At 54.4% G+C, this 18769-nt stretch carries 16 protein-coding genes; 6 read left to right on the forward strand and 10 right to left on the reverse strand.

The features are described 5' to 3' along the window. From AC6HVW_RS17545 to AC6HVW_RS17575, 7 genes are all read right to left on the reverse strand, one after another. The gene (locus AC6HVW_RS17545; protein WP_071682191.1) at positions 1 to 1395 is read right to left on the reverse strand and encodes an efflux transporter outer membrane subunit; all 1395 of its coding nucleotides are present in this window, start codon (positions 1393 to 1395) and stop codon (positions 1 to 3) included. Continuing rightward, entirely contained in the window at positions 1392 to 3347 is a 1956-nt protein-coding gene (locus tag AC6HVW_RS17550; RefSeq protein ID WP_071682190.1) for an ABC transporter permease, read from the reverse strand. Before AC6HVW_RS17550 ends, AC6HVW_RS17545 begins: the two co-directional genes overlap by 4 nt. Further along, positions 3340 to 4431: an efflux RND transporter periplasmic adaptor subunit gene (locus AC6HVW_RS17555; protein WP_390900623.1), complete on the reverse strand. Its 1092-nt coding sequence runs from the start codon at positions 4429 to 4431 to the stop codon at positions 3340 to 3342. The genes AC6HVW_RS17550 and AC6HVW_RS17555 overlap by 8 nt, the downstream gene beginning before the upstream one ends. 68 nt (positions 4432 to 4499) lie before the next feature. Then, a complete protein-coding gene (locus tag AC6HVW_RS17560; protein ID WP_071682188.1) occupies positions 4500 to 6635 on the reverse strand; it encodes a peptidase domain-containing ABC transporter in 2136 nt (711 codons plus the stop codon). 24 nt (positions 6636 to 6659) lie between these two features. Then, positions 6660 to 7607: a hypothetical protein gene (locus tag AC6HVW_RS17565; RefSeq protein WP_059199751.1), complete on the reverse strand. Its 948-nt coding sequence runs from the start codon at positions 7605 to 7607 to the stop codon at positions 6660 to 6662. Beyond that, complete coding sequence (locus AC6HVW_RS17570; protein WP_059199750.1) at positions 7607 to 8281, reverse strand: DsbA family protein; 675 nt, start codon at positions 8279 to 8281, stop codon at positions 7607 to 7609. The genes AC6HVW_RS17565 and AC6HVW_RS17570 overlap by 1 nt, the downstream gene beginning before the upstream one ends. Before the next feature lie 265 nt (positions 8282 to 8546). After that, complete coding sequence (locus tag AC6HVW_RS17575; RefSeq protein WP_071682187.1) at positions 8547 to 8735, reverse strand: DUF4762 family protein; 189 nt, start codon at positions 8733 to 8735, stop codon at positions 8547 to 8549. Positions 8736 to 9344: 609 nt separating this feature from the next. Here AC6HVW_RS17575 and ppdD point away from each other — a divergent pair. The 3 genes from ppdD to hofC are packed head-to-tail and all read left to right on the forward strand — an operon-like array spanning position 9345 to position 12427. Next, entirely contained in the window at positions 9345 to 9782 is a 438-nt protein-coding gene (gene ppdD / locus AC6HVW_RS17580; protein ID WP_071682186.1) for a prepilin peptidase-dependent pilin, read from the forward strand. Positions 9783 to 9794: 12 nt separating this feature from the next. Beyond that, positions 9795 to 11231, forward strand: coding sequence for a type II secretion system protein GspE (gene gspE, locus AC6HVW_RS17585; RefSeq protein WP_071682185.1), 1437 nt, complete (start codon positions 9795 to 9797; stop codon positions 11229 to 11231). Continuing rightward, entirely contained in the window at positions 11228 to 12427 is a 1200-nt protein-coding gene (gene hofC, locus AC6HVW_RS17590) for a protein transport protein HofC (protein WP_071682184.1), read from the forward strand. The genes gspE and hofC overlap by 4 nt, the downstream gene beginning before the upstream one ends. Positions 12428 to 12493: 66 nt before the next feature. Here the strand turns inward: hofC and AC6HVW_RS17595 are convergent, their stop codons facing one another. Continuing rightward, positions 12494 to 13537 carry a GMP reductase gene (locus tag AC6HVW_RS17595; RefSeq protein WP_021179338.1) on the reverse strand — a complete coding sequence of 348 codons (1044 nt, stop codon included), beginning with the start codon at positions 13535 to 13537 and terminating at the stop codon, positions 12494 to 12496. A gap of 364 nt (positions 13538 to 13901) precedes the next feature. Between AC6HVW_RS17595 and coaE the strand changes: the two genes are divergently transcribed. From coaE to yacG, 3 genes are read left to right on the forward strand one after another with little or no spacing between them, the layout of a single operon-like run. Beyond that, the gene (coaE, locus tag AC6HVW_RS17600) at positions 13902 to 14525 is read left to right on the forward strand and encodes a dephospho-CoA kinase (RefSeq protein ID WP_071682183.1); all 624 of its coding nucleotides are present in this window, start codon (positions 13902 to 13904) and stop codon (positions 14523 to 14525) included. Next, the gene (zapD, locus tag AC6HVW_RS17605; RefSeq protein ID WP_059199745.1) at positions 14522 to 15274 is read left to right on the forward strand and encodes a cell division protein ZapD; all 753 of its coding nucleotides are present in this window, start codon (positions 14522 to 14524) and stop codon (positions 15272 to 15274) included. The genes coaE and zapD overlap by 4 nt, the downstream gene beginning before the upstream one ends. A 30-nt stretch (positions 15275 to 15304) precedes the next feature. Further along, positions 15305 to 15508 carry a DNA gyrase inhibitor YacG gene (gene yacG / locus AC6HVW_RS17610; RefSeq protein ID WP_223498881.1) on the forward strand — a complete coding sequence of 68 codons (204 nt, stop codon included), beginning with the start codon at positions 15305 to 15307 and terminating at the stop codon, positions 15506 to 15508. A 40-nt stretch (positions 15509 to 15548) separates the two neighbouring features. Here yacG and mutT read toward each other — a convergent pair whose 3' ends face one another. After that, positions 15549 to 15950: an 8-oxo-dGTP diphosphatase MutT gene (gene mutT / locus AC6HVW_RS17615; RefSeq protein WP_059199744.1), complete on the reverse strand. Its 402-nt coding sequence runs from the start codon at positions 15948 to 15950 to the stop codon at positions 15549 to 15551. A 79-nt stretch (positions 15951 to 16029) separates the two neighbouring features. Beyond that, a complete protein-coding gene (gene secA, locus AC6HVW_RS17620) occupies positions 16030 to 18741 on the reverse strand; it encodes a preprotein translocase subunit SecA (RefSeq protein WP_021179333.1) in 2712 nt (903 codons plus the stop codon). Between the last annotated feature and the right edge of the window lie 28 nt (positions 18742 to 18769).

Here is an 18769-nt window from a genome sequence, read left to right on the forward strand (position 1 = left end):
TCATCCTGTTATATCACCGTCTTTTTCCACACCGCCGCCCAACGCCAGCCACAGTTTCATGGTGGCGTTGAGGTAGTTGTATTGCAGATCTGACAAATTGGTTTCGATGGTCAGCAAATCGTCCTCGGCATCCAGCAAGCTCTGGAAAGAGACTGCCCCCGCCTGATATTGGCTTCTGGCCAATGCCAGGCGCTGCTGGCTAAGCTGCAGATTCTGTTGCTGATTGATTTTTTGCTGTTGATAGCTGAGCCGTTGCGACATGGCGTTATCCACGTCGGAAAGCGCGCTATAAACCTTGCTGCGAAAGACGATCGCCGCCTGTTTGACGTCAAGATTGGATTTCTCAATGGTCAATTGCACCGTGTTCCACTGCACAAACGGCAGTGCAGCGTTGGCTCCCAGCGTCCTGACCGGATTGCTGAACCATTGAGAGAAAATGCTGCTGGCAGAGCCGAGTGACGCAGCCAGTGACAGCGATGGATAGAAGCTTAAACGCTCCACATCCGAACCGGCCAGGGCTGCTCGCAGACGCCCTTCCGCCGCCTTCACGTCTGGACGGCGGGCAATGACCTCAACCGGCAGCACTTTGGCAATTGGCACATCCTGATTGATGTCCAGCGAGCTGCGCTCTGCCTGACGATCGGTGGGCGAACGGTTAAACAGGATCGCCAGCGCATTACGGTTCTCTTCCCGCTGCTGTTGCAACGTGCGATAGGTGTTCTCGCGATTAAGCAACGACTGTTTCGCCTGTAACAGATCGAGCTGTCCGGCAGCACCGGAAGCATAACGTGACTGCACCAGAGCCAGCGTCTGCTGACTGATTTCCAGACCCGCTTGCTGCTGTTTTATCTTCTGGTTAAGGTTGGCGATCTGCCAATAATACTGCGCCGTATTGCCGATCAGCGTCAGCGCGGTGTTTTGCCGATCCTGCTCCGTGGCTTCAGCCTGCCACTGCGCCTGTTCTCTGGCACGTGCCAATTTCCCCCACAGATCCAGCTCGTAACTCAGCGACAACGTGGTGCTGTAAGATTCCGTCGGAGTGGTATTATTCCGCAGGTTTTTGCTGTTGTTAGCGTTACCCTTAACTGAAACATCAGGCGTTAAGTTGGTATCGGTTAACCCGGCCGCCAATCGGGCCTGCTGAAGCTGTATGCCCGCGATGGCCAGATCGTTGTTGCTGGTCAGCGCGCGTCCAATCAGCATCGAGAGCTGTGGATCCGCGAAGTTATCCCACCAGTGGTCAGTGTGTTGCAGATAGCCAGAACCGGTATCCTGCACTCGCCACTCAGCAGGCACCGACAGCATTGGCCGCTGATAATCGCTTTTCGTCAACGAGCCACAGCCGCTCAGCAGCAGGGGCAACAGCATCACCAGAGAAAGTTTGTTGTTCGTCATTCGCGCGCCAGCGCCTCCGTGGGATGAAGACGTGCCGCATTGCGCGCCGGGAAGAAGCCAAAACCCAGGCCGATCAGTGCAGAGAACCCGCAGGCAAGTACCAACGGTGGCCAGGTAAAGATCATCGAGAACTCTTGAGTCACCTGGGAGAAAATAACCCCGGCCAACCCGGAGCCAATAATGCCGATCAGCCCGCCCAGCGAGCAGATCACCATCGCTTCAATCAGGAACTGGCGCATGATGTCCGCTGGCCGTGCGCCGACCGAAAGACGAATGCCAATCTCGTGGGTGCGTTCGGTGACCGACACCAGCATGATGTTCATCACGCCAACCCCCCCCACCAGCAGTGAAATCCCGGCAATAGCGGTGATCAGCAGATTCATGGAGTCCGATGCCTTGCGGATGGCCTGCGTCATCTGATCGTTGGTCTGAGTGTAAAAGTCACGCTGGCCATGAGCCTGTTCCAATAGTTTTTCCACGCGACCCTGAACCTCATTCGGTGAAAGCCCGTCACGTACACGCAAGGTCATGGACTCGATCGGCATATCGCCAGACATGCGCTCCAGCAGCGCGGTATAGGGCATCCAGGCACCCAGCATCATGCCGCTGAATTTGCCGCCTTTACGCTCGGCAACGCCGATCACCCGGTAAGGCGTACCGCCAAGCTGGATGATTTCCCCTTCTGGTGTTTCATCCGTTTCAAACAGCGTATCGCGTAATTCCGGATCAATAATCACCACCGGTTCCCGCTCGTCCAGATCGCGCTGGGTAAAACCGTTACCAGAGATAAAATGCAGGCCCTGCACGCGGAAATAGGCATTGCTGATGCCAGAAATCGCCACCGTAACCTCTTTGCCACCGCGCACCGCGGTAACCGCTGTGCTGACCACTGGCGATACACTGTCGACATAAGGCTGGCGAGCCAACAGCTCTACATCGGAAACCTTCAATGCACGCGCAAAGTCAGGCCGCACTTTCCCTCTCCCTTCACCAGGGCGGATTTCCAACGTACTGTTGCCCAGTTGGCCGATCTCCCTGAGAATATTTTGCCTTGCACCCTCACCCACCGCCATCGACGACACCACGGAGGAGACGCCGATAATGATGCCCAGCATCGACAGGAAGGCTCTGGCACGGTGCCCCATCAGCGCACGCCAGGCCATCTTGATCGCCTCTTGCACACTCTGCCAGAACGGGTTACGCCCAGTAGCAGCAACCACCGGCAATACGGGACGGGTGTCCAGTGGCGCAACCGCTTCATTGCGCCGATCGTCAATAATTTCACCGTCGCTGATTTCGATAATACGCTGCGCCTGATTGGCGACATCCCGATCGTGAGTGACGATAATGATGGTGTGCCCCGAGCGATGCAGAGAGTGCAGAATTTCCATTAACTCCTGCCCACTGGCGCGATCGAGCGCACCGGTCGGCTCATCGGCCAGAATGATTTCGGCCCCGTTCATCAACGCTCGGGCAATACTGACGCGCTGCTGTTGCCCGCCGGAGAGCTGCGCCGGTTTGTAGTTCATCCGCTGTTGCAACCCAAGCCGGGTAAGCAGGTATTCAGCCCTCGTCTGACGTTCCGCCGCTGGCATCGCGGTATACAGGGCAGGAATGGCGACGTTTTCGCTGGCGCTCAGGTACGGCATCAGGTGATAGCGTTGGAAGATAAACCCGATGTACTGGCTGCGTAACTGGGCCAACTGCTCACTGCTGGCGAGTTGGGTGGAGATTCCTTTGATCTGCATCTCACCTTCGGTAGGTTTATCCAGGCAGCCGATGATGTTCATCAGCGTGGATTTACCCGAGCCGGACGCCCCCACGATCGCCACCATCTCGCCAGGCTGGATGGATAGGGAGACATTTTTCAGCACCGCCACCGTCTGCAACCCAGAAACAAAATGCCGGGAGATACCGCTCAGTGAGATCAACGCAGAAGATGGCTTAACCATTGCTAGCGCTCCCCGCCAATACCACGCGGTCACCCTCTTTCAGCCCTTCTTTTACTTCGGCAAACTGGCGGTCGTTCAAGCCGATGCGAACCCAGCGTGATTCAAGCTGTTTGCCGTTCATCACCTGCACCTGATAGCGATCTTTGCCTTGCTGTGCACCGAAGGCGGCCACCGGTACACGTAAAGCGTTCTTTGCCTGTTCGGTAATGATAAAGACCTGCGCGGTCATCGAGGTGCGCAGCAGACGTTTCCCGTTAGCAATGGCAAATACCCCACTGTAATACACTGCCGAGGCTTGCTGATTAGAGGAACTGGACGGGTTATCTTCCCGCAAAGCGTCGCTTGGCGCTTCCTGGATCGAGCCCATCACGCTTTCGTAACGCTGCTTGGGATCGGCCACCACGTAGAACCACAGCGGTTGCCCCACGCGTACCTTCAGGATATCGGTCTCTGAAATACGGGTGTGTACCGTCATGGTATCCACATCCGCCAGCACCAGAATGGTCGGGACGGTTTGTGACGACACGATGGTCTGCCCTTCCTTGGTCACAATGCCCAGCACTTCACCGTCGATCGGCGCAACGATGCGGGTAAAGCCCAGATTGGCCTTGGCCGTTTCCAGCTCCATCTGCGCCTGCACGATCTGCGCATCGTTGACCTTCAACTGGGCAACCTGGGTTTGGAACTGCGCTTGCGCCTTTTCCAATTCGCTTTTCACCCCAGAACCATCACGATCCAGCTTTTGCTGACGCTTCAGCTCCTGTTGATACTGTTTGAGCGTTGCCTGGGTGACTTGCTTTTGCGCTTCGGCGCTTTGCAGGGCCGCTTGCGATTTACGCAGTGCGTTCTGTTGCAAGGTCGGATCGATTTCCGCCAGCAACTGCCCGCGGGTGACACGATCGCCCTGCTTCACATACAGCTTTTGCAATTGCCCGTTAACCTGGGCACCAACGCTGACCTGCAGTGCAGGTTTAAGAATGCCGGTGGCAAGCACGGTTTTTTCGATATCGCCCCGGGTAATCTCTTCGGTGTCATAGGTATTTTCCTGCGTGGGTGCAGTGGCGTACCAGACGATCGCACCCATCGCCACCAAACACAGCAAGGCCATCGGCACCAGCCAGCGTTTGGTTATGCCAACCCGTTTCAGCTTCATCAGCACACCGCCGTAATCAGTGTCGGTGATGTTTCGACGCTGGCCACATGGCCATTGCTCACGCGGAACACCCGATCAAACATCGGTAATACGCTCTCGCTGTGAGTCACGGTGATCAACGTTTTATGCCGTTCGCGACAATGCGCAAGCAAGGTGGCCATCACCTGATGCGCCGTTTCTTCATCCAGATTGGCCGTAGGTTCATCAAGCACCAGCACTGGGCGATCGCTGTACATGGCCCGAGCCAACAGTAGACGTTGGCGTTGCCCCTGAGACAGCCCAGCATGGCTTTCACGGATCAGGGCATTCAGGCCGCCCGGCAATTTCTCGATCACCGGGGCAAGATTCAGCCCCTCCAGCGAACGCTCAATCTGCCGATGCTTTTGCTCATTAAAGTTCTCATCAAACAGCGTGATGTTTTCCAACACCGTGGCATTGAACAAGATGTCCTCCTGGCTTTGCAGGAAGAACAGCGCGTGCACCTGCTGATAATCGAGCGGCTGGCCATCCACCATGACGTCCCCTTGCTGTGGTGGCATCAGGCCGGTCATTACCTTCAGCAAGGTGCTTTTACCCGCGCCAGATTCACCGACAATGGCAATGCTTTGGCCCGGCGTGAGCGACAGCGAAAGATCGTGCAGCACCGGTTGCTGGGCGTCATAGGCAAAGGCGATATGGTGATAACGCAGCTGCGAGGTGAACGACGGGATGGGCGCAGGGACCGCATCATTGCCTGGCTCCGGTGCAGAACGTGACGGAAACAGATCCCGCGCGCGGGTATCAATCACGTTCAGCTGATTCTTTTGCAGGATGGAATAGAAAATTTTGGTGATGTAAGAGGTGAAAATTTCACGCACAAAGCTATAGGCAAAGAACTCCCCGAGCGTGATAGTTTCGTTTTTCAACAACGGCAGCGCCAGGAACATAAACAGCACCATCTCCAGGCTACCGATCAGCTGATACAGGCTGCTTTTGACCTGCTCGTACATTCTCTGTTGCTGGCGGCAGGTAAACAGCGCCAGGGCATATTTGGCAAACAGGCCCTTGCGTTGACTATCGAGCCCTGCAGACTTAATGGTGGCGAACCCTTGAATGCTCTCCAGGATAAAGTCGCTCTGATCGGCCGTTTTGACCTGCATTTGCTGGGTAAAATAGCGGTCACGATAGATGGCCCAGACGCTAACCAGCCCCATCAGGGTGACACTGATGCCAGACACCATGGCCAGCAGCGGGCTCATATAGCACATCACCGCTAGCGCGATGGCACCGATGATCCAGTCGGTACGCAGGCCGTTATCCAGCTCGATTTTAATGCCCGAGGCCATCTGCCAACTGGCAAAGCGGCTAAACACGTCACCTGGTGCACGTTTATCAAAGAAGTTCAGCGAGTTACTCAGCAAGCGCGAGAAGCCCGCCACGCTGTTGACCACCACGAAACGTTTAATAAATCGCTCGGTGATCCAGCGCACGCCGAAGGCCAACGTGGTCGAAACGACAAACGCCAGCAGGAAGTAAAAATAGGGGAAATCTGTTTTTCCCGCAGAGGAAAAGACCTGGTTGATGGCGCTACTGACCATCGTCGGCATGATAAACAGGGTTAACGAGATCAGAAACGCCAGTATCATCAACCGGTAAATGCCGGGGATACGTGCCGTTTCTTTCAGACTCATGGTGTCGAACATGCGAAAGCGCTTACTGCGCTGCACGTTGGCCAGCGCCTGCGGATCGGGCTGGGTTTCATTGTCCAGCACCAGCGCATAGCCGCTAATGTCCAGCTTTAGCGCATCGATAGGCAGCAGTTGTTGGCCGATGCCCGGATTCATTACGCAGACATGGTTGCCTTTACGGTAGGCCAGCACCACGTAATGGCTGGCGCCATAATGCAAAATGGCGGGCAGCGGCAGTTCTGCCAGTTCGTCATGCTCAAAAGCCACGGGATAAGCGGGCATCGCCAATTCGCCCATGATATCGCACAGCCTGGCCAGCGAGGTGCCATGCTGCGATGCCGGATAGCGTTCACGCAGGCTTTCCAGCGAGACATCAATCCCCTGGGTTTCCGCCATCATGGCGATGCAGGCCAGCCCACATTCGTTAGTTTCGCCTTGAAACACCAGCGTCGGGATTATCTTTTCCATGATCTGACTTCTTCAATTTCCGGTTTATTCATTGATAAAAAATAACGAATGTGCGTGCCATAACAGCCAGTCCTCGGGGTGCCGGACGATCGAACTCTCAACAATTTCCGGCAGCCTGGCTTTCACACTGCGCGCCGGCATCGGCGGGTCAATGTGGATTTTTATCTCTTTGTCGTAATACAGGTAATAAAACACCACCTGAGCCGACAGCGCTCGGGCAATGCGGATCACGCCGCTGTGCAAATTGGCCGGGCGATCAAACAAACGACAACTGAGCTTTGCCGTTTGCGCCTTATTGGTATTGACGGTGTAATCCGGCGAGATATCCGGAAAAATCATGATATTGCGTTGATGATCGGCCGCTTCCATAATCGCGCCCATCAGATTGCCGGCAATTTCCCGGTTATCATCATGGATCGAGCAATAGGACAGGTTAACGCCCCCTAATTCCCGCGCCCTGGCGTGATACACCTCAACGCTAACGGAAACTATCGCCGTCGCCTTTCCCGGAAAGACCCCAGCACCGACCATACCGGCCAGCACGTCAGAGAGCATATGCAGCGGTGCCAGCACCACTGGGTGCCCAGCCTGATGCAAAGGCTCGACGACCGCATTAAGTTCTGCCTGGCAGCGAGCCAGTTGAGCTGCGACCTGAGGGCTCTGACCGTAGGTTGCGGCCAGCTCCAGTAAACGGCGGCGCTGACTGGTGCGGGCAAAATTCCCTTGATAGTCAGCCCCGAGCAGAGATTGCTTGTTCGCCTCGGCCACAAAGGCGCGCCGACGATCGCCCCGGTTACCTAATCGCAGCCAGCGGCCCAGTGCCGCCAACCCAAGGAACCAACGGTAGCTGCCATGGCGCAGCAGCCAACAAACCGTCTTGCCGTATGCCCTGCGCAAGGGCAACAAACCGCGAGCAATGCCTGTGAGCGCCTCTCTCCACGTCAGATATATCCATACGGCAAATAAACGCATTATTTCTCCAGCGGTTTATCATTCTGCAACAATGACAGCAGATGATCGGCAAACTCAGGGAAATCGCGATCCTGCACGGCCATCCACTTTTTGTTGACGATAAACGTTGGGGTCGCCCTGATTTTGTAATGCCCGGATACTTTGGTCATATAGTCCAGTAGCTCTGCTACCTGCGGTGTCTGGCTTGCCTTGTTATAGGCATCAAGATCGATACCGTTTTTCGTTAACCATTTATCGCGATTGACCGGGTTACTTAAATCAATTTTACCTTTGATAATGGCGTTATAAGCGCTCTCACGGTGCTGTGGTTCAATGCCCATCACCGTCAGCGTGGCAAACAACGGGGCAAAGCTCGCCAGGCCATCATTGTTTTGGTTGGCGATATGCACACGGACCAGTTGAGTCCCGGCGGGCATCCGCGCTTCCATCTTGGCAACATTCTCTTCGTTCAAGGCGCAATAGTGGCAGCCGTAAGAGAAGATCTCGATAATCGTATTATCCGTGTTTATCGGGCTGGTTTTAACGTCGCTCTCGCTAACCATAGTCAGAGCCTGTTGTTCAGGACCGGCATTCTGATTCAGCACAAAATAGTGAAAATAAGCCGTGGTGATCAGCGAAGATATAATAATAACCAAAAGGGTATAGGCGAAAAGATAAAATGGCTTCTTGAACATGAGCGCTACGTCCTAAAATACATATACCCAAAATCTTTCAAGGTTGCGTGTGAACAATCACAAACCTTAATGTATAAGGGTAAATCGATTAGCACTTAATAACGGAGGGATATTGATTGTTTTAGTCAGGCAGGCTGCAATAATCCTTGCAGCAGTCACATCCCTGTCCATTAAAAATGCACGAGAATCAAACAGGCTGATGCGATAAATCCTACCGCACCAGCACTGGTATTAGTTCCTGTCAAACAGGAAACCAATGTTTACATTATGGCTGCGCAGGGCAGCTGCTCAGGGCAACTGGCTTGCTGTCAACGCTAACAACTTTGCCATCTTTGTCTACACAAGTGGTAACAGCATTACAAGTGGTTGGAGTAAGGTTTACATACTCAACGCTACAGGTTTTGCAAGTGCCGCCAACGATTGTATTAGCTTCAGAAACGTTTAATTTTTTCACAACATCATCCTTATATAAAAGTGAAATAAATAGCCCTAGTTATGTCTATCATCAACGATAGAACAAATCTACGCTCAATATAAAGGCACGATAACCCATGCCTTTATTAAAGCGCAGAATAGATGATATTTATTAACTTCTCTGTTACGGCGAGGGCAAAGATACCGTGATCTCCAAAGCAGATCAATGGTATTTTTATTGATAAATATTATATAAGAATTATATTACGGAATTATTGATGAAGGATTATTCTTAGAAAAAACAGGTGCCACACTCTAAAAAACAGGGTTAAACCCTATCGTTATCGCATTAATTAAAAAAGCCAAATGCAGGATCATTCTTACCTCATAAGAATAATCATACCTTGTGAGTGGGAAATTTTAGATAAAAAACGGACGCTTTCCAGCTTAGTCAACGGCTCTGGCGGATGAGGTAATACGCAAACAGGCATCATTTCCTCCCGGTTGTGATGCAATACGCATTATTTTTCAACGCCGCGTAACACGGACGTATTGTGGTGGAACAGCCACGCATAATCCGCATTCCTCCCTCGCCACCCGCTGTTGGCCATTTTAACGTTGCCTCCTGATGACACGGAGGAAACAACAGATGGAAACACAACGCGGTTTTACCCTGATCGAATTAATGGTGGTGATTGCCATCGTCGCCATCCTCAGCGCCATTGGCATTCCCGCCTATCAGCGCTATATCCAGAAGGCCGCCATGACCGATATGTTGCAGGCCATGGTGCCGTACAAAATGGCGGTTGAATTGTGCGCATTGGAAGGCGGTGGCCCATCTGGCTGCGATGCTGGCAGCAAAGGGATACCTGCAGGGGCGGCAACTCGTTACGTCAGCAGTATCAAGGTCACCGGGGGAACCATCAGCCTGGTCGGCACACAGAGCCTGCAAGGCCTGACGGTGACGCTGGCTCCCACAATGGACTCCACCGGCCCCATGCGCTGGACACGCCAATGCAGCAGTAGTAACTCCAGCCTGCAGGAAACCTGCCAGGAAGTTTTCCGTTTTGATGATGCAGCGCAGTAAAGGGGAGGCGGCATGGAAATCAGCGATGAAATCCACGCACTGTGCCAACGCTATCAGGCACTGGCACTCAGCGAAGACGAGCAGCGGCTGACTATCGCCCTGCATGGTGAAATCCCTGCGGCACTGGTGAGCGCTCTGCGTTTCGCCACCGGCAAAAGCGTGGGGATTGAGCAATGGCCCGTTGCGCGGCTGGAACAGGCACAGAATCAGCGGCAATCCCTCGCCCTGGTTCCACCGCCGGAAAATACCGAGGAGCGGCCCCCTTCGCTTAACGACGACAGCGACACACCCGTCGTGCAATATATTAACCAAACGCTGCGTAGCGCCATTCAACGGCGTGCCTCTGACGTGCATTTTGAACCTTATCAGCAGAGGTTCCGCGTCAGACTCAGGATCGACGGTGTGCTACAGGCGATCGCCTCTCCGCCCTTTTCGCTGGCGGCCAGGATCACTGCCAGGCTGAAGATCATGGGGCAACTGGATATCGCCGAGCGCCGCCTGCCACAGGACGGCCAACTCAGCGTGCAGCTGGATAATGCCAGTTTCTCAATGCGGATCTCCACCCTACCCACGCTGCATGGCGAAAAGGTGGTGCTGAGGATCCTGCAAACCGATCGCCAGGAGCTGCCGCTCGAGCAGCTTGGTATGAGTCTGGAAGCACTTGGGTGGTATGCCAATGCCCTCTGCAACCCGCAAGGCATGATCCTGGTAACCGGCCCGACCGGCAGCGGTAAAACCGTGACTCTGTACAGCGGGTTACGCCAGTTGAACGATGCGCAGAGCAACCTGTGCAGCGTTGAAGATCCCATCGAGATCCCGGTGTTCGGTATTAATCAGACGCAGATCAACAGCAAAACCGATCTGGACTTCGCTCGCGTGTTACGGGCCCTGCTGCGCCAGGATCCGGATGTCATCATGATCGGCGAGATCCGCGATAAAGAAACGGCAGAAATTGCCGTCAAGGCGGCACAAACCGGGCATTTGGTGCTATCGACCCTGCACACCAACTCCACCTGCGAAACGTTGACCCGCCTGACCCAAATGGGCATTCCCGGTTACCTGCTGGCGGCCTGCCTGAAACTGGTGATCGCCCAACGCCTGGTGCGACGTTTGTGCCCCCATTGCCGCTATCCACAAGTTGAGATCCTGCACTTCCCGGCTACCCTTTGGCCGGAACCCCTGATCCCGTGGCGTGCAGCTGGTTGTGAGCATTGCTTTGGCGGTTATTACGGCCGGGTCGGCGTTTACGAACTGCTGAGGATCACGCCCGAAATCCAAAATGCCCTGATGCAAAATGCCTCGGTGCTCCAGTTGGCCGATATCGCACAGCAGCAGGGCCAAACAACGCTGCTACAAGCGGGCCTGGAGCTGGTCGCCCAGGGAATAACCTCGCTGGAGGAACTGTACCGCGTAGTCGGAGTGAACACTCAAGGTGAGAGTACAGCATGAAAACTCGCCGTCTGTTTGTTTGGCAAGCCATCGATAGCCAAGGTGGAATTCGCAGTGGCGAACTGCTGGCGGAGGAGAAAAATCAGGTCTATCAGCATTTGCTGGAGCAAGGATTGCAGCCTTACCAGTTGGGGGCGGGGAAACGGGTCTCCGCACGTCAATGGCGTGGCGAGCCGATGACCCAATTCACCCGTCAGTTGGCAACTCTGCTGCAAGCCGGGTTACCGCTGGTCAATAGCCTACAGTTACTGGCTCAGGAGCATCAGTCGGCGGCCTGGCGCTGTCTGTTGCTGGAAATCAGCAATAGCGTGGCGATGGGGCAACCCTTTTCCGAGGTGATCGCAGACCAACATCGCATATTCCCGCTAATCTACCGCCAGCTGATCGCCATCGGCGAATTGACGGGTAATCTGGATCGCTGCTGCCTACAGTTGGCACAGCAACAGGAAGCTCAGCAAAGGCTACAGAAAAAAGTGCTGAAGGCGCTGCGCTACCCGCTGTTTATCTGCCTGGTGGCCATTTCAGTCACCATACTGATGTTGGTGATGGTGCTGCCAGAGTTTGCCAAGATTTATCAGTCATTCGACGCTCCCTTGCCCTGGTTTACTCAAGGGCTGCTGGCACTGTCCGGCGCATTGATCGATACCGGGCCTTATCTATTACTCACGGTGGCTGGGCTGGCAGGATTTTATTGGCGCAGGTTGCATCCGTTAGCCGATTGGCAACAACGGGAGCAGGCAATGTTGCTACGCATTCCGTTGATTGCCTCGTTGGTCAAGGGCAATTGCCTGAGCCAGGTGTTCCGTATTCTGGCCATGACGCAGCAGGCCGGATTGACGCTGGTAGCAGGGCTAAGCGCCGCGAAGCTATCGGTGAATATTGTGTTTTATTGCCAGGCGCTGACGGCGATCGAACAGCAGCTCTCTCAAGGGTATCCCTTCCATAGCGCACTAGCTCAACAGCCGCTGTTTCCTTCGCTATGCCAGCAATTAGTGCGGGTGGGGGAAGAGTCCGGCACGCTCGATGTCCTGTTGGACAAGCTGGCGCTTTGGCACGAACAACAGACCTATGAGCTCGCCGATACGCTGGCACAAACGCTGGAGCCGTTGTTGATGATAGTGGTTGGCGGGATTGTGGGTACGTTGGTGATCGCGATGTATTTGCCGATATTCCAACTGGGGAATGTATTGGGGTAATGCTTTTCAATTTTTGCCCTGTTTGATACGGGCGCAGCATTGCTGCGCCCCAACCAGGTCAGGCAATTATTTGCTGCCGAAAACGCGGTTTTCCTGCTCCGCTACGCGGATAAAGGTGGTGCGTTTGGTCAGCTCTTTCAGACGTTCTGCGCCCACATAAGTACAGGCAGAACGCAGGCCACCGAGGATATCGCGCACGGTAAACTCGACTTCACCACGCAGCGGCAGCTTGACGGTTTTACCTTCCGCAGCACGGTAGCCAGCTACACCGCCCACATGGCGTTTCATGGCAGACTCTGAGCTCATACCGTAGAACAGCATGAACTTCTCACCGTTTTCTTCCACCACGGTGCCTTCACATTCGTCATGCCCAGCCAACATCCCGCCCAGCATGACAAAGTCTGCGCCGCCGCCGAAGGCTTTCGCCACATCACCCGGTACGGAACAACCGCCATCGCTGACAATCTGCCCACCCAGACCGTGTGCAGCATCGGCACATTCGATCACCGCGGAAAGCTGCGGATAGCCCACACCGGTTTTCACACGGGTGGTACAGACCGAACCAGGACCAATCCCGACCTTGACGATGTCGGCACCGGACAGCACCAGCTCTTCCACCATTTCACCGGTAACCACGTTACCCGCGCAGATCACATGGCTAGGGCAAGCTTCACGGGCTTTTTTCAGGAAGGCAACAAAGTGTTCGGAATAACCGTTGGCCACGTCGATGCAGATAAATTTCAACGCCGGGGAAAGTGCCAGGATCTGCTTCATCTTGACGAAGTCGGCTTCAGAAGTGCCGGTAGACACCATCACATGACGCAACACGGAGTCGGACGAGCGCTGAACAAACTCGGCCCATTGCTCAACGGTGTAGTGTTTATGAACGGCGGTAAGAACGTCGAAGGTTGCCAGGGCCTCGGCCATGCGGAAGGTGCCAACCGTATCCATATTGGCGGCAATAATCGGCACACCGGACCAGTTGTAACCTGAATGTTTGAAGGTAAACTGGCGCTCCAGTTCAACTTCCGAGCGGCTTTTCAGCGTGGAACGCTTTGGGCGGATCAACACATCTTTAAAGCCTAACTTCAAATCTTCTTCAATACGCATGACTTATGATTTCCTGGTTTTTGGCGACGGATCGCAAGGGGATTTCGAACCACTACCCGATGAATTTCAAGTTTCAGCTTGAAAGGCGGCGGGTATTGTTATTGCCAGTTCCAGTGGTGTTATCATACGCACTAATAATCGCTCGGCAAGACTGCGATTTCGCCTTTATTTACGGTACAATCCCACAAATTTACCTGCGACATCCCAATGTGATTGCCGCCTCATTTTCCCAATGCCGCGGCTCAAATTACCCCCTATCAAAACACCAAGCGCAGGGCAAGTCACACGCACCCGCTTGCACTTCTGCGCGATCGCTTTATGATTCGTTTATTATTTTTGGTGAATATCAGGATCCCCTTTGACCATGGCCTACCTAGTGGCATTAACCGGCGGTATCGGCAGCGGTAAATCCACCGTTGCCAACGCCTTTGCACGTTTTGGCGTGGCCATTGTGGATGCGGATATCATTGCTCGCCAGGTTGTTGAGCCTGGAACACCGGCATTGGACGCCATTGCGGCACATTTTGGTAATGAAATGTTGCTGAAGGACGGATCCCTCAACCGTGCGGCTTTGCGTCAGAGGATCTTCAGCGATCCCGACGAAAAGCGCTGGCTAAACCAGTTGCTGCACCCGCAGATACAGCGGGAAACGCAACGCCAACTAGCCAACGCCCAGAGTTGTTACGTACTATGGGTAGTCCCCTTGCTGGTAGAAAACGGCCTGCAGGATCGTGCCGACCGCGTTTTAGTGGTGGATGTCGACAGCGAAACACAATTAGCCAGAACCATGGCCCGCGACGGCATCAGCCGTCAGCAGGCGCTGAATATTCTGTCTGCACAGGCCACGCGCGAACAACGTCTGGCCGTGGCGGATGACGTAATTGACAATAGCGGTAGCGCACAAGGAATTGAATCCCATGTCGCCGCATTGCATCAACACTATATTGAGCTGGCAACCTCAGCGACCCGACAGGATCACACCGAATGAGTGACGCTTCCCCGACCGTTCTCTTTGAACACCCGTTAAATGAAAAAATGCGCACCTGGCTGCGGATCGAGTTTTTATTACAACAACTGCATGGCCAAAGAGCACTGAGCGAAACTGCTATCGCCCTGACCTTTTTCCGTACCGTTGCAGACCTGCTGGACGTATTGGAACGTGGCGAAGTACGCACCGAATTGCTCAAAGAACTGGAACGCCAGCAGCAAAAATTACTGCAGTGGGCAGAATTGCCCGGTGTCGATATCTCGGTGGTCAATCAGCTACGCAGCCAGTTGAAAGGCTGTGCATCTGCACTGATGTCTGCTCCGCGTATGGGCCAGGCGCTGCGTGAAGACCGGCTGATTAGCCTGGTTCGCCAACGTCTGAGCATCCCCGGTGGCTGTTGCAGCTTTGATTTGCCTACACTGCATATGTGGATGCATGTGGCACAAAATGAGCGTGATGCCGACGTGGCAGAGTGGTTGCAAACCCTCGAACCCTTGAATCAGGCGCTGACCATCGTGTTGGATCTGGTGCGCCAGGCCGGGCCGTTCCGCAATCAGATCAGCCTCAACGGCTTCTTCCAGGATAACGCCGAAGGGGCCGATCTGTTACGCTTGCGTATTAATCTGGCTTACCAGCTTTACCCGCAGATTTCCGGCCACAAGACGCGCTATGCCATCCGTTTCCTGCCGCTAGACAGCGAAAACGGCACAGTGCCAGAGCGTCTTACCTTTGAGCTGGCCTGCTGTTAATCACCCCTTGGGTTTAAGAGGGAGAAAGGAATGAATATGACCGTAGTAAAATGTCCAACCTGTGGCAAAGGCGTGGTATGGGGTGAAGTGAGCCCATATCGTCCATTCTGCTGCAAGCGCTGCCAGCTGATCGATCTGGGTGAATGGGCCGATGAAGAGAAGCGCATTCCGAGCAACGAAGATCTGAACGAAAGTGAAGATTGGAGTGAAGACAGAGACAGCAACAACCATTAAAACGGTATTATTGGCCTGGCCTTGCCAGGCCGAAAATTAACTACACGGCACTGGCCTGCGCCACCAACAGCTTGATGATACTGACGTTGGCTTCGGGGAACTCTTCCTCACGCAGGTCGGCCTGCTTTACCCAACGCATCGGCTGGCCTTCACGGCCATAGGGCTCGCCCTTCCAATCCTCCACCAGATAGAAATTCAGCGTTACGATCCGATCGGTGAAGCGGTGTTCCAGCACCTCCAGTAACCGTGCCTGATTGGCGCGGATCCCGGTTTCTTCCAGCAATTCGCGGCCTAATGCCTGCTCCGGCGTTTCGCCCTGCTCAATCTTGCCGCCAGGGAATTCCCAAAAGCCAGCCATGTGCGAATCCGCAGCGCGGCGTGTGATGAAGATTTCCTGCTGTGGGTTACGGATAATCCCTACGGCGATGTTCAGGTGCTTCATCGCATCCTCCAGAAGTTACTACTTAAAAAAAGGGCTCAGCATGCTGAGCCCTTACCGTTAACTGTTCACTGCACCCGGCTTACTTTTGCAGGCGGCCGTGGCACTGCTTGTATTTCTTACCGGAACCGCATGGGCAAGGATCGTTACGCCCTACTTTACGTTCGGCAACAGCAGGAGCGTTCGGATCGGTGACCGCCAGGGCATTTTCTTCCTGGTGGCTCAGCTGTTGCTGGCGTGCCAGACGCTCTGCTTCTTCGCGGCGTTGCAGCTCCAGAGCTTCAACCTCTTCCGGCATGCGTACCTGAACCTTGCTCAACACGCTGATCACTTCATATTTCAGCGATTCCAGCATGGTGGCAAACATGTTGAAGGACTCACGCTTATATTCCTGCTTCGGATCTTTTTGCGCATAGCCACGCAGGTGGATACCCTGACGCAGGTAATCCATTGCCGCCAGGTGCTCTTTCCACAGGGAATCCAGCGTCTGCAGCATCACGCCTTTTTCGAAGTTGCGCATCATTTCGGCGCCAACAACCTCTTCTTTGCGCAGGTAATCTTCCTTCGCCTTCGCCATGATGCGCTCACGCAGCGTTTCTTCGTGCAGCTCAGGCTCTTTATCCAACCACTCGGCGATCGGCATATCCAGATCGAAGTCGTTTTTCAGGCGTTCTTCCAACCCTTTCACGTCCCACATCTCTTCCAGCGACTGCGGCGGAATGTAGCTGTCGATGGTGGTTTTGAACACGTCTTCACGGATACTGTTGATGGTTTCGCTGACGTCAGACACGTCGAGCAATTCGTTACGCTGGCTGTAGATCGCACGGCGCTGGTCGTTGGCCACGTCATCATATTCCAGCAGTTGCTTACGAATATCGAAGTTACGGCTTTCAACCTTGCGTTGCGCATTGGCAATGGCTTTGGTGACCCACGGGTGCTCGATGGCTTCGCCATCCTTCATACCCAGTTTACGCATCATGCCAGAAACACGATCCGAGGCGAAAATACGCATCAGCGCATCTTCCATTGACAGGTAGAAGCGGGAAGAACCGGCATCACCCTGACGGCCGGAACGGCCACGCAGCTGGTTGTCGATACGGCGTGATTCGTGACGTTCGGTACCGATAATGTGCAAGCCACCAGCGGCCAATACGGCGTCGTGGCGAATTTTCCAGGCCGCTTTGATTTCGGCAATCTGCTCTTCTGTCGGATCTTCCAGATGGGAGAGTTCGCTCTGCCAGCTGCCGCCCAACACGATATCGGTACCACGGCCGGCCATGTTGGTGGCGATGGTTACCGCTGCAGTCTGACCCGCATTGGCCACAATATCCGCTTCCATGGCGTGGAATTTGGCGTTCAGAACCTTGTGTTCGATCCCTGCTTTGGTCAGCTCACGGGAAACCACTTCGGATTTCTCGATCGAGATAGTCCCCACCAGCACCGGCTGGCCGTTGGCAGTACGCTCACGGATATCTTCAATGATCGCCGCGATCTTCTCTTTTTCGGTCATGTAGACCAGATCCGGCATATCTTTACGGATCATTGGGCGGTTGGTCGGCACCACGATGGTATCGAGCTTGTAGATGGAGCTGAATTCGAAGGCTTCAGTGTCCGCCGTACCGGTCATACCGGCCAGTTTCTCATAGAGACGGAAGTAGTTCTGGAAGGTGATCGAAGCCAGCGTCTGGTTTTCGTTCTGGATTTCTACGCCTTCTTTGGCTTCTACCGCCTGGTGCAGACCATCGGACCAGCGGCGGCCCTGCATGGTACGGCCAGTGTGTTCGTCAACGATAATGACTTCACCGTCTTTAACGATATAGTCAACGTCGCGGGTGAACAGCACGTGGGCACGCAGCGCGGCGGTGACGTGGTGCATCAGCATGATGTTGGTTGGTGAATACAGCGATTCGCCTTCATCCATGATGCCCGCTTCCATCAGCATCTCTTCGATCATGATCAGGCCGCGTTCGGTCAGGTGAACCTGACGCGCTTTTTCATCGACTGAGAAGTGCCCTTCACCCTGGAAGGTGTCGGAGTCTTCTTTTTCCTGGCGGATCAGCTGTGGGATCAGCTTATTAACACGCTTATACATTTCTGAGCTGTCTTCGGCCGGGCCGGAGATGATCAGCGGCGTACGCGCTTCGTCGATCAGGATGGAGTCAACCTCATCCACCAGCGCATAGTGCAGCTTACGCTGTACGCGCTCTTCCGGGCTGAACGCCATGTTGTCACGCAGATAGTCAAAGCCGTATTCGTTGTTGGTACCGTAAGTGATATCTGCGGCATAGGCTTCACGCTTGGCCGGAGCAGGCATACCAGGCAGGTTGATACCCACGCTCAACCCCAGGAACTCGAACAGCGGACGGTTGTTTTCGGCGTCACGCTGGGCCAGGTAGTCGTTGACGGTAACCACGTGCACACCACGGCCGCTCAGGGCGTTCAGATAGGCAGGCAGGGTTGCGGTCAGGGTCTTACCTTCACCGGTACGCATCTCGGCGATACAGCGGTCGTTGAGCACCATCCCGCCCAGCAACTGTACGTCGAAGTGACGCATGCCGAAGACTCGCTTACTGGCCTCACGCACTACGGCGAAGGCTTCCGGGATCAGGCTTTCCAGCACTTCGCCCTTTTTCAGACGCGCGCGGAATTCGTCGGTCTTGGCCTGCAGTTCGCTATCAGACAGTTTTTCCATGTCTGGTTCCATACGGTTGATCATCTCAACCGCTTTACGCATGCGGCGCAGGGTACGATCGTTACTGCTACCAAAAACTTTGGTCAATAGTTTGATTAACATGATTCTTTATATCTCTTACGCGACGACA

The sequence above is a fragment of the Serratia sp. NCCP-200 genome (genome assembly GCF_059697885.1).

Coding starts and splice junctions, on each gene's coding strand:
- coaE (WP_071682183.1), top strand. CDS start 13,902: ATGGCCTACCTAGTGGCATTAACCGGCGGTATCGGCAGCGGTAAATCC.
- secA (WP_021179333.1), bottom strand. CDS start 18,741: ATGTTAATCAAACTATTGACCAAAGTTTTTGGTAGCAGTAACGATCGT.
- AC6HVW_RS17570 (WP_059199750.1), bottom strand. CDS start 8,281: ATGTTCAAGAAGCCATTTTATCTTTTCGCCTATACCCTTTTGGTTATT.
- yacG (WP_223498881.1), top strand. CDS start 15,305: ATGAATATGACCGTAGTAAAATGTCCAACCTGTGGCAAAGGCGTGGTA.
- gspE (WP_071682185.1), top strand. CDS start 9,795: ATGGAAATCAGCGATGAAATCCACGCACTGTGCCAACGCTATCAGGCA.
- AC6HVW_RS17555 (WP_390900623.1), bottom strand. CDS start 4,431: ATGGGTGCGATCGTCTGGTACGCCACTGCACCCACGCAGGAAAATACC.
- AC6HVW_RS17545 (WP_071682191.1), bottom strand. CDS start 1,395: ATGACGAACAACAAACTTTCTCTGGTGATGCTGTTGCCCCTGCTGCTG.
- zapD (WP_059199745.1), top strand. CDS start 14,522: ATGAGTGACGCTTCCCCGACCGTTCTCTTTGAACACCCGTTAAATGAA.
- AC6HVW_RS17550 (WP_071682190.1), bottom strand. CDS start 3,347: ATGGTTAAGCCATCTTCTGCGTTGATCTCACTGAGCGGTATCTCCCGG.
- mutT (WP_059199744.1), bottom strand. CDS start 15,950: ATGAAGCACCTGAACATCGCCGTAGGGATTATCCGTAACCCACAGCAG.
- hofC (WP_071682184.1), top strand. CDS start 11,228: ATGAAAACTCGCCGTCTGTTTGTTTGGCAAGCCATCGATAGCCAAGGT.
- AC6HVW_RS17595 (WP_021179338.1), bottom strand. CDS start 13,537: ATGCGTATTGAAGAAGATTTGAAGTTAGGCTTTAAAGATGTGTTGATC.
- ppdD (WP_071682186.1), top strand. CDS start 9,345: ATGGAAACACAACGCGGTTTTACCCTGATCGAATTAATGGTGGTGATT.
- AC6HVW_RS17565 (WP_059199751.1), bottom strand. CDS start 7,607: ATGCGTTTATTTGCCGTATGGATATATCTGACGTGGAGAGAGGCGCTC.
- AC6HVW_RS17560 (WP_071682188.1), bottom strand. CDS start 6,635: ATGGAAAAGATAATCCCGACGCTGGTGTTTCAAGGCGAAACTAACGAA.